This is a genomic window from Candidatus Kuenenia sp., assembly GCF_039794105.1.
GTDB lineage: Bacteria > Planctomycetota > Brocadiia > Brocadiales > Brocadiaceae > Kuenenia.
This window is the reverse complement of sequence record NZ_JBDIWA010000055.1, coordinates 1-11,350: the sequence shown is the minus strand read 5'-3', so window position 1 is coordinate 11,350 and position 11,350 is coordinate 1. Positions and strand designations below refer to the sequence as shown.

General features: G+C 41.4%; 11 protein-coding genes. 9 read left to right on the top strand and 2 right to left on the bottom strand.

Features of this window, described 5'->3' with window-relative positions; translation table 11 throughout:
• From ABJL82_RS16000 to ABJL82_RS15960, 9 genes are all read left to right on the top strand, one after another.
• Positions 1-596, top strand: a 596-nt coding sequence (locus ABJL82_RS16000) for a response regulator (RefSeq protein WP_347275709.1), incomplete at its 5' end; no start/stop codon positions are given.
• A gap of 23 nt (positions 597-619) precedes the next feature.
• Positions 620-2,404, top strand: a complete 1,785-nt coding sequence (locus tag ABJL82_RS15995; RefSeq protein WP_347275708.1) for a chemotaxis protein CheA — start codon at positions 620-622, stop codon at positions 2,402-2,404.
• 42 nt (positions 2,405-2,446) lie between these two features.
• On the top strand, positions 2,447-2,959 hold the full coding sequence (locus tag ABJL82_RS15990) for a chemotaxis protein CheW (RefSeq protein ID WP_347275707.1): 513 nt from the start codon (positions 2,447-2,449) through the stop codon (positions 2,957-2,959).
• Positions 2,953-4,707 (top strand): methyl-accepting chemotaxis protein, encoded by a 1,755-nt coding sequence (locus tag ABJL82_RS15985; RefSeq protein ID WP_347275706.1) that lies wholly within the window; start codon positions 2,953-2,955, stop codon positions 4,705-4,707. Before ABJL82_RS15990 ends, ABJL82_RS15985 begins: the two co-directional genes overlap by 7 nt.
• A 106-nt stretch (positions 4,708-4,813) precedes the next feature.
• On the top strand, positions 4,814-5,296 hold the full coding sequence (locus tag ABJL82_RS15980; RefSeq protein WP_347275705.1) for a chemotaxis protein CheD: 483 nt from the start codon (positions 4,814-4,816) through the stop codon (positions 5,294-5,296).
• Between the two features lie 59 nt (positions 5,297-5,355).
• A complete protein-coding gene (locus ABJL82_RS15975; RefSeq protein WP_347275704.1) occupies positions 5,356-5,961 on the top strand; it encodes a hypothetical protein in 606 nt (201 codons plus the stop codon).
• Positions 5,958-6,323: a response regulator gene (locus tag ABJL82_RS15970; RefSeq protein WP_347275703.1), complete on the top strand. Its 366-nt coding sequence runs from the start codon at positions 5,958-5,960 to the stop codon at positions 6,321-6,323. Before ABJL82_RS15975 ends, ABJL82_RS15970 begins: the two co-directional genes overlap by 4 nt.
• 531 nt (positions 6,324-6,854) lie before the next feature.
• Positions 6,855-7,688 carry a CheR family methyltransferase gene (locus ABJL82_RS15965; RefSeq protein ID WP_347275702.1) on the top strand — a complete coding sequence of 278 codons (834 nt, stop codon included), beginning with the start codon at positions 6,855-6,857 and terminating at the stop codon, positions 7,686-7,688.
• A 44-nt stretch (positions 7,689-7,732) separates the two neighbouring features.
• Entirely contained in the window at positions 7,733-8,773 is a 1,041-nt protein-coding gene (locus ABJL82_RS15960; RefSeq protein WP_347275701.1) for a chemotaxis response regulator protein-glutamate methylesterase, read from the top strand.
• Here ABJL82_RS15960 and ABJL82_RS15955 read toward each other — a convergent pair.
• The gene (locus ABJL82_RS15955; RefSeq protein ID WP_347275700.1) at positions 8,759-10,162 is read right to left on the bottom strand and encodes a cobyrinate a,c-diamide synthase; all 1,404 of its coding nucleotides are present in this window, start codon (positions 10,160-10,162) and stop codon (positions 8,759-8,761) included. The two genes, ABJL82_RS15960 and ABJL82_RS15955, sit on opposite strands and share 15 nt — an antisense overlap.
• Before the next feature lie 223 nt (positions 10,163-10,385).
• Positions 10,386-10,865: a hypothetical protein gene (locus tag ABJL82_RS15950; protein ID WP_347275699.1), complete on the bottom strand. Its 480-nt coding sequence runs from the start codon at positions 10,863-10,865 to the stop codon at positions 10,386-10,388.
• Between the last annotated feature and the right edge of the window lie 485 nt (positions 10,866-11,350).

Sequence of the window (11,350 nt, the reverse complement as noted above, 5' to 3'; positions counted from 1 at the left end):
ACCTGAAATTATTATCGGTAGAGCCAATAAACAAAGAGAATATGACTACCGTATTAAAAGACGACATCCTTAACGAAGAATGCCTTTTCCTCTCCACTTCTTTAAGAATAATGGGTTTTGACGATGACCATTTTATTATCTGTGTCCCTAAATTAATCGGGGAAGAATTTTTCGGGGAAATCATTGAAGAAGAAAACAAAGAATATCGGGGAACAATACTTGCCGTGGACGATTCAAACACCGATTTACGAATCATCAGAAAATTACTGGGTAATGATTATAAAGTATTAGTGACAGACAATCCAAGCCACGCGCTCTCAACTCTGGGGAAAACCAATATTGATCTGGTATTAATGGATATTTACATGCCGGGAGTTGACGGAATTACCCTCTGCGAAAGGATTAAAAGAAATGCAATGGTTGAAGATGTGCCTATTATTATCTGTTCCGCCCACCCTACGCAGGAAAATGTAATACGCGCCGTAAGGGCGGGTGCTGCTGATTTTATAGTAAAACCGGTAACTAGACAAAAATTAATGGAAAAAATTAATAAACATATGCTTAATAAAAGCTTAAAAATCCCCGCAAACCGATAGTTGTTTTTTTAAGGATAATAATTATGGAAGATACTTCATTTTTAATGGATGATCCTGAGATTGTCAAAGAATTCCTGACGGAATCGGGGGATCATCTGGAAGCGGTAGAATCACAAATCCTCCAATTAGAAGAAAACCCGGACAATATGGATATTATCAACACAATATTCCGCCCTATTCACAGCACGAAAGGAAGCGCCGGCTTTTTAGGATTGAAGGATATGGGTACAGTAAGCCATGAATTAGAAACACTTCTTGACGAAGCAAGAAAGGGCAAACTGAAAATAACCCCGTTAATCATAGAAATATTGTACGAAGGCGTGGACATACTGAAAAGATTAAGGGAGCTTGTTGCAAAGAAAGTCGAGAAAATAGATGTTTCGGGCGAAATTGTCGATTACGCCCCCGTTATTGTAAAAATAAAAAATGCCCTCGAAGGAGAAGAAGTAACGGAAAGCGCCCCTCCAAAACCGCAGCACTTAGGCGAAATACTCGTAGAAAAAGGGGAAATTACCGAAGATGACCTTGACAAGGCATTGGAGGAACAGGAAAAACTACAGCAAAAAAAAATAGGAGAAATCATTGTTGAAAAGGGCATCGCCACAATAGAAACTATAGACAGCGCCCTCAAAACCTTGCCGGCAACAGCGCCAGTCTCAGAAACGGTCAAGGTCGATATACAAAAAATAGATAGCCTTGTAAACCTTGTGGGCGAACTGGTAATCGCCAATGCCCTCATAAAAGATCTTCTGGAAAACACGAACAGCACATCAAATAAAAATATTTCACACCTGGGAAAAATAGTAAAAGACATACAAGACCAGGTAATGTCAATACGAATGGTTCCCATTAAATCAACCTTCCAGAAAATGTCACGGCTCGTCCGTGATGTTTCCAAAAAGGCCGGCAAAAAGGTGAAACTGGAAGTTTCCGGAGAAGAGACTGAACTAGACAAATCGGTAATTGAATCAATTGGAGACCCACTGGTACATATTCTCAGAAATTCGGTAGATCATGGAATCGAACCGGAGGAAGAACGAATTGCCGCGGGAAAGCCTGCTTTGGGACATGTGCATCTTGATGCCTTTCACAAAGGGGGGAACATTTATATTGAAATAAGAGACGATGGCAGGGGTTTGCGAAAAGATAAATTACTGAAAAAAGCCATTGAAAAAGGAATTGTGAGCGAAAACGCCACACTTACTGAACAACAAATCTTCGGCTTGATCTTTGCCGCCGGATTTTCCACTGCTGAGAAGATAACCGATATATCAGGACGCGGCGTAGGAATGGATGTAGTTAAGAAAAATATTGAACGCCTGCGCGGCAAGGTAGAAATCTCTTCAGAAGAAGGCAAAGGCACGAAAATCTCTATCAAACTTCCCCTGACAATGGCAATCATTGACGGAATGATCGTCCAGGTAGGTGATCAGAAATATATCGTTCCAATGCTTTCTATAGAAGAATCCATACGCCCGAAAAAGGATGACATCTCAACGGTACAACAGCGCGGTGAAGTAATAAATGTGCGCGGCAATATTTTGCCAATGGTACGGCTGCACCATTGGTATAATGTCGAACCTAAAAAATACGACCCATGGGAGGCCATTATTCTCATTGTTGAAAGTGAAGGTCAACGATGTGGGATTCTCGTAGATGATTTAATAGGGCAACAACAAATTGTCATCAAACGCCTTGGAGAACAATTCCGCAATGTCAAAGGGGTTTCCGGCAGCGCTATACTTGGGGACGGAAGAGTAGGGCTTATATTGGATGTAGGCGGCATTATGAATCTTGCTCTTAACTAATATACAAAAACCAAACGTTTTACTTTTTAAAGGAGGAGAATTATGGAAGGTGTTCTTAGTCAGCAAAAACCTGCCGAAATTTCAAGTCTGGCTTCTCATGAAGGAAAATATTTAACTTTTGTTCTGGGCGATGAAGAATATGGCATAGAGATTTTAAAAGTAAGGGAAATCATTGGCGTCATGGCAATAACGCCTGTGCCTCAATCGCCAAATTATATTAAGGGCGTAATTAATTTAAGAGGAAAGGTAATTCCCGTAGTTGATTTAAGGTTAAAGTTCGGGTTTCCGGAAAAGGAACATACGAAAGAAACTTGCATTATTGTGGTGGAAGTAAACAATATCCTTACGGGCGTCATTGTAGATACGGTATCGGAAGTCCTTGATATTGCCACAGAAGACATGGAACCTTCTCCGCATTTTGGACAGGACATAGATACCGATGTTTTTTTAGGCATTGCAAAGATAAAAAATAAGGTTAAAATACTACTCGATATTGATAAGGTCTTACGCCAGGAAGAAATCGGCATGACAGGCAATTTTACAGAAGCATGTTAAACATAATAAAAATTCTTCAAAAGAAAGGGATTATGATGTTTGGCAAAATGACGATAATGACAAGGCTCATTGTGACAATAGTCATCTCAATTGCTATAGGATCAGGTATTTTATCGGTAATTGTCATGAAGAGGGAAAAAACGCAAATGCTGGAGGAAGTAAAAAAGGAGGCGCGCATGGCGGCGGACCAACTGATATCCGTCCGGCATGTGATTACGACAAAACAGCATGCTATCAACAATGACTCCAAAGGTAACTTCGAATTCAAAGGGGTAATCCCTGCGGTTATTGGCCGTGAAGTGGCAGAGCACTTCAGCCACACTACAATTTACAAAATGAAGCAAACGAGCCTGCAATACAGAAACCCGGCAAATAAACCAGACGCATGGGAAACCAAACAACTGGAACGATTTGCCGCTAATCCTGATTTAGAAGAGGTTTCAGAAATGACCTCTGAAGACTGGGATTTGAGAACGGGTACAGAAATATTCCGCCTTATGATACCATTAAAAATTACAGAAGCCTGCCTTGTATGCCACGGAGATCCGGCGACAAGCCCTACAGGAGACGGCAAAGACATATCGGGAAGGCAAATGGAAGGGTACAAACTAGGGGAAATTAGGGGTGGAATAAGCGTGGTGGCGCCTATGGACAGTATAAATGCGGCAATTGCGGCAAACAGAAATTTCAGCATTGTGGGAAATGGAATTTACGTCCTCCTTATTAGCGGTGTGGTATTCTTCGTTACCAAGGGGGTAGTGTCATTGCTGAAAAGGATGATTCATCACCTGAATGCGGGGGCGGAAGAAGTGGCTGCGGCATCATCGCAAATATCTTCTTCAAGCCAGTCGCTTGCCGATGGGGCATCGCAGCAGGCAGCTTCTGTGGAAGAGACTTCCGCCTCAATAGAAGAAATGTCCTCGATGACGGCAAAGAATGCAGATAATGCAGAAGAGGCAAGCCATTTGACGGTCAAGGCAAGATCTTCGGCTGAGGAAGGTAACGATACGATGAAATCATTGCAGGCAATTATGCGTGAATTGCACGGAGGAAATAATCAAATTCTCGCAATTATCAAGTCGATTGATGAAATAGCGTTCCAGACAAACCTTTTAGCACTGAATGCCGCAGTTGAGGCTGCAAGGGCTGGCGAGCACGGGAAGGGATTTGCCGTGGTTGCGGACGAGGTTCGCAATTTAGCACAAAGGTGCGCAACGGCGTCAAAAGAAACGGCAGACCTGATCAATGCACGGGTACAGAGCAATGACAACGCCTTAAAAATAACCGAGGTGTTTGCTGAAAAGCTGAAAGAAATAGCAACGGATACGAAGAAGGTTGCAGATTTGATGGGAGAAATCTCAGCGGCTTCCAGGGAACAATCGGAAGGGGTAAGCCAGATAGGGAAAGCGATGACTTCCATAGATAACGTTACCCAGCAAAATGCAGCCAATGCAGAACAAATGGCATCCGCCAGCGAAGAACTCTCTTCCCAGTCGGTGAATTTAAGAGAAGTCGTGCTTGAACTCGCAGCACAGGTCGGCGGGATACGGGAGGAGGCTATGGAACCGGAGGTTAAGAAAAAAACATCCTTGAAAAAAGAAATCACTTATCACAGAAGACCTGCCCTGGAGGCTTACAAGGCTGGAGGGAGCAAAGGCCGCAAACATGTTCGCAAAAATGATGAGGGGGAATCAGGGAAAAAACCTGAAGATATAATACCTATGGATGATGAGTTCAGTGATTTCTGATTGTGCAGTAAAATGGATATAATCTTCATATTTCGGAAAGGAAAAATTTTTATTGTATGCTTCATGCAGGAACGTTGTATAAACCCCCTGGAAATTTGCGCATAACATGAACGACGCTCCTAATATCTACACCGTTGGTGTTGGAGATGCAAAAATAGCAAGGGCTCCTAACCAATTAAAGACCTTGCTCGGTTCGTGCATAGGGATCGCGTTGTATGACCCCATTGCAAAAGTGGGGGGTATTCTTCATGTAATGCTGCCAAAAAAAACAGGAAATGACCAAAAATTAACGAAATACGCCGACCCGGGATTGCCTTTTTTTATCGGACAAATCATCAAAAACGGCGGAGCATCAAAAAACACCCTCCTGGCAAAAATATTTGGAGGCGCAAAGATGTTTGAAACCGCCGGGAAGCTTATTAATATTGGCGAAAAAAATGAACAGGAAGTGCGCAGGATATTAAAAGAAGAAGGTATTAAAATTGTAGCGGCAAAAACGGGCGGAACAAAGGGATACAATATAGCGCTTGATACAACCACCGGCAATGTAGAATGCCGCATATTCGGAGAAGCTATCTGTATTTATTGAGTATATTAATTTTATTTTATTTGCGAAAAGATAGCATTTATCAAAAACGAAGGTAAAAAATGGTCATTTCACCGGAACGCTTACGGATGTTAGAGGTAATAATGAAGCTTTCTATCGATAATGCTTCAAGAGCCCTTTCCAAGACATTGAGAACCGGTGCAAAAATCACTCTCTCTAAAATCTACATGGCCGATTTTAACGAAGCCACCGAGAAAATGAATACTGACACGAGGGAAATGACCGGCATTATTGTTAATTTCAAAGGCAACCTCGGCTGTAAAATGCTGTTTATGCTGCCTCTTGAAGGTTCTACAATACTGACGGACTATTATCTCCGTCAACCGGTGGGTACAACAAAAGAATTTAACGCTGATACCGAAAGCGTCTCTCAGGAATTGGGGAATATCCTTGCAAGCCATATCAGCAACACGCTGGTTTCCGACTTCAATGCTACATTATTGCCGGAACCGCCGCAAGTGCATAACGATTATGCGGGAATAATATTTTCGAGTCTTTTGTTGGAACAAGGGATATATTGCGATCAATTGCTCCTTGTTGAGACAATTTTTGAAATCTGTAAAACAGAAATCACTTGCTATCTTTTCCTCCTGCCTGAATTGGCATCTTTGGGAAAGCTATTAGATGCAATAGGAGAACGTAAATGAAACGAATACTTGTCGTGGATGACGCGAAGGTTGTAAGAATGGTTATCAAACAAATATTGACGCGTAACGGCTTTCTGGTGGTTGGAGAGGCGGAAAACGGCAGGGAAGCTCTTGAAAAATATAAGGAATTAAAACCTGATGCGGTAACCATGGATATCGTAATGCCGGAAATCGATGGAATCCAGGGGCTGAAGGACATACTCGATTATGATAAAAATGCAAAGGTAGTCATGATTTCGGCAATTGACCAGCGGGATGCATTACAGGCGGCGCTTCTTAACGGAGCATGTGATTTTGTGGTGAAACCATTTGAAGACGACCGTATGGTATCGGCCTTAAATTCTGTACTTGCCAAAGAATAAATCAGATAATCATTCTCCCGGTAATGACTATGTATCGTTTGAGGCTGGTAACCAAATAAAATCCCTCCCCACAACCGCTTCTCTTTACAAAAGGCTTCCGCAACAGGCATTCACTATGGCATAAATGCCATTGTTTTTATTATAGTGGCAGGTTTTGTGGTATAAAGGTAATACTTTTTTTTGTTATTCACGCCACAATCCTTTAACAAAACATTTCCACAAAAACCCACTATCGTGTGTTTTATCTATACAAATACTTACAGGGCACAAAAATATTTCCGGAAGAATATAAGATGGGAACGGTTTTCGTAAAATATTGCCCTCCAGAGTTGACGTAGAGGAATTTCAAACCATTCCCTGTAGGTGCGAAGCAGATACCATGTAGCCTTCCGGTAATTGGGCTGTTACGAAGTGCGATTTGAGATTTAAATCATACTTCGTAAATAAGACAGATATCTCATCATAGCCCGGTGCAGCACCCTGCATTTCAGATTTAGCTTAGAATCACCATTAACCTTAAAAAAAATTTGTATGGAAATAGACCTTACTGACCAGGAATTTGCTATATTCCAGAAATTAATCTATGACGAAAGCGGCATCAACCTTTCCCCGGCGAAAAAAGAATTGTTAAAATCCCGCCTGATAAAGCGTTTACGCACTCTTTCCCTGAAATCATTCCGGGAATACCATACCTATGTTACGGAAAGAGATGTTAGCGGGAAAGAAATGATTCACATGATAGATTGTATTTCAACGAATCTTACTGAATTTTTCAGGGAGATTGCGCATTTTAACTTCTTATCAGAAAAACTCCTTCCAGCATTGCTAGAAAAAAAGAAGAAAAAGAAGGAAAAAAAATTACGGGTGTGGAGCGCAGGATGCTCAACCGGAGAGGAACCTTACAGTCTTTCTATGGTTTTGAATGAACGTATCGAACAAATAGACAAATGGGACGTAAAAATATTGGCGACTGATCTTTCTACCAGGGTATTAGAAAAGGCAAAAAAGGGATTGTATCATAAAGACCGTTTAAAGAGCATAAATGTCCAGCGGTTACAGACATATTTTAAAAAAGGCGGCGATAACTTTGAAGACTACTATCAGGTGAAGGACGTATTGAAAAATATTATTGTGTTTAGAAGGTTTAACTTAATGGAGCAAACTTTTCCATTTAAGGGACAATTTGATTTTATATTTTGCAGAAACGTTATGATTTATTTTAACAAGCAGACACAAACCGAACTCATTTCAAAGTATTACAAACACCTTGCGCCCGAAGGCCATCTTTTCATCGGCCATTCCGAAAGCCTGGCAGGCACAAACAGCAAATTCAGCTATGTTATTCCAACGGTATATCAGAAATAATGTTGGTGTATTTATGAAAAACACCTTTTTAAGGAGGTTTTCTTTTGAACGGTAAAATAAAGGTTTTGATTGTAGATGATTCCGCTGTAGTGAGAAAAATTCTTTCTACCGGTCTGAGTAAACACCCTGATATTGAAGTGGTAGGTACAGCGCCTGACCCGTTTGTCGCCAGGGATAAGATAGTAACGTTAAAACCTGATATTGTGACGTTAGACGTCGAAATGCCGCGAATGGACGGGATATCTTTTTTGCAGAGATTGATGGCGTATTATCCTTTGCCGGTAATTATGGTAAGTTCTTTGACACAATCAGGCTGTGAAACCACATTAAAGGCATTAGAGGTTGGGGCGGTGGATTTTGTGGCGAAACCCACACTGGATGTTTCAAACTCTCTTAACGACGTCATAGATGAATTGGCGGAAAAGATAAGGACATCCGTAAGGGTTAAAATTAAAAAAAAGGTGTTAAAAACAACTGATACAAAACGCCCGCAAACAAGCCATGCACTCATTAAGACCACGCATAAAATTGTTGCTATCGGCGCTTCCACGGGAGGCACAGAAGCATTAAAAGAAGTGTTGACACAAATGCCTCCTAATGCGCCAGGCATAGTAATCGTGCAGCATATGCCGGCTTTATTTACAAAAGCATTTGCCGACCGACTGAATACCCTATGTGCTATACGTGTAAGCGAGGCGAAGGATGGAGAGAGTGTTGTCCCGGGAATGGCGCTGATCGCGCCGGGTGGTTATCATATGGCGCTAAACAGGAGCGGCGCCAGGTATTACGTTACCATAAACCAGGATCCCCCTGTTCGCAGACACAGGCCATCCGTGGAAGTATTATTCGAATCTGTTGCAAAATATGCCGGAGTCAATGCAATCGGCGTCATTATGACGGGCATGGGCGATGACGGCGCATGCGGTCTCTTGAAAATGAAGGAGGCAGGGGCGAATACCATCGCTCAGGATGAAGAGAGCTGTGTTGTATTTGGCATGCCGAAAGAGGCGATTAAACTGGGAGCGGCGGAAAAAATAGTATCTCTCGAAAAAATTCCTTCCGCCATTTTATCATTTCTGAATTGACGCAATTCTGACCGATTCAAGAAAACGCCTTAACAATCTGATATCGGATGCAAAATGGACGTGTACATAGGAACAAAGCGCACGCGGTGTAAAGAAGCCTTCCTGTTTTGGTTTATCATGTCCTTCTTTCACAATTTCATAGGCATAAGGATTATGCCCGGGTATCTGTTGCAACGATGACCAGTGAAATTCATGCGCCCTGAATACCTCGTCTTTTCTACATAACAGAGTATCATGTATACCCTTCACGGTAATATACCCCAGGCCCTGCCTATTTTGCTCCATTTTTGTGCCGCTCTTAAAGAGTCCACACATTTCGTATGACTTGTTATTAAACGCTGTTAAATGCTCAAGCAAATACATCATTCCCCCGCATTCACCATAGAATACTACCCCATTCTTATATGCCTTTCTTATCGATTCCTTCATAGTGGTATTTGACGAAAGCAATGGAGCATGCAATTCCGGAAAACCGCCTCCTATATAAATGGCAGAAACATCAGACGGCACATATTTATCATACATAGGGCTGAAATAGGCAAGTTCAACACCATATGCCTCCAGCAAATCAAGATTATCATGGTAATAAAAATTAAACGACTCATCCATTGCAACCGCAATTCTTAAATTATATCGTTCTGAAATGCCGCTAAATATCTTCTTTTGAAAAGAAGGAAGCTTGTCCGCCGAAAAACCAATGTTAATTATTCTTTCTATATCAACTGTCTTTGATAAGATATCTCCTATTTTCTGATACACGGCTTTGGAAAACTCCTGTTCTATGGAAGGCACAAGCCCAAGATGTCGTTCCGGCAGCCCTATTTCATCATTCTTCGGCAGATATCCTACCACAGGAATACCGCTGTTTTCTTCGATTGATTTTTTAACAGCATTGTAATGCCGCTCGCTTCCTACCCTGTTCAAAATTATCCCATGGATAGCCAATTCCTCATCAAACTTTTTGAAACCCAGAGCCACCGCACCGGCACTCCCAGACATACCCTTGGCATCCATTACCAGTATTACCGGCGCTTTTAATACCTTTGAAAGATCGGCGGAACTCCCGGATTCAGTTCCACTTAAAGAGCCGTCAAACAACCCCATCACCCCTTCTATGAGTGCAATATCCGCATTGTCCATGGCATGGTCAAACAATTCGAGGCATACATCCCTGCTCATGAGCCACGTGTCCAGATTACGGGACAATCTGCCGGTAATGGCCGTGTGATGTGAAGGGTCAATGTAGTCAGGTCCCGCTTTAAAGCCCTGTACGGAGTATCCATTTTCTTTTAATGCCGACATTAAACCAAGGGTGACGGTTGTTTTGCCAGCGCCGCTATGCGTACCTGCGACCAATATTCTCGGATAAGCTGGTGATGATTTTTCCATAGTTCAATAGCTATTAAGTTTAAGCTGAAAAAATGCAAACACTGCTGCTATTACATTGAGAAATATAGTTAAACAAGTTCAAAAGTCAGAGGTCGGAGATCAGACCTCTGAATAAAAGGAGACCGAATTATTGCAAAAAACACTCTGTTAAAATATTGGGAATTGTACTGTAACGGAAAAACGTGGCGTACTCTGAAATTGTAGCGCATCGATATTCAATATATTAATCTGTTTTTTCACTCACTTCGGTTTCCTTTTCTGTTTTAACACTTAGTTTTTGGTATATACCAAGGCCAATCATGGCAAAAACGGCAACAACTATAAGTATCGCCGGATATGGCAACAAAGCAACGTCTTTTGTGCCTGCCTTGAAAATATAAACTAACCCTTCCAAGCTTACTGCTATTGATATAATCACAAATATTTTGGTCAATGTCTTTCTTGCCTCTTTTAGCGAACGAAGTTCTTTGCTTTTTCGAACTACTTCCTCCTCGTACAGATACTTCGCAACATCAAGAATTGCTATCGCAATCACAATTGCACCCACCGATTGCAGTACATTCGATATTCCATTTTCGACAAGATTAGTGTGAAAAACTACCTCCCACGCAGACCAACCCATGGTGAACACAGAAACAGAAACAAGAAGAATGGTTGCAAATAAGTATGCATACTCAATGATTTTTTCGAACAAATTATTCATTATACTTTATTTCCCAAATTAATGTTTATAAATTTATTGCAACATTTTGACATGGTTGGGTTGAGGCACGAAACCCAACTTCGCGGGTTCAGGTTTGCAACCCAATGTCATTAAGTTAAGGATATTTGATCAAAAAACAACCCCCTTTATCCCCCTTTTTTAAGGGGAACTTTTATGGCAGGCTGCTTAACTTAATGACATTGGTTTGCAACCTGAACCAAACGTTTTATACTTTCAATCCAGCCTTCTATGAACAGAACAAATAACAAATAAAGTCCAGATTCCAAGCAGGGATTTTGGGATTTAAGTATTGGAATTTTACGGCAGTACATAGCCCCATTATACGCATAAACTCATAGGTTCAGGTTGCAACCCAATGTCATTAAGTTAAGAAAAGCATCACAAAAAAACGATATATCATCTTGATTAACAATAAGTTAGGTGGTATAATCAATGCCGAGTTAAACGTAATTTACCAGCATTAT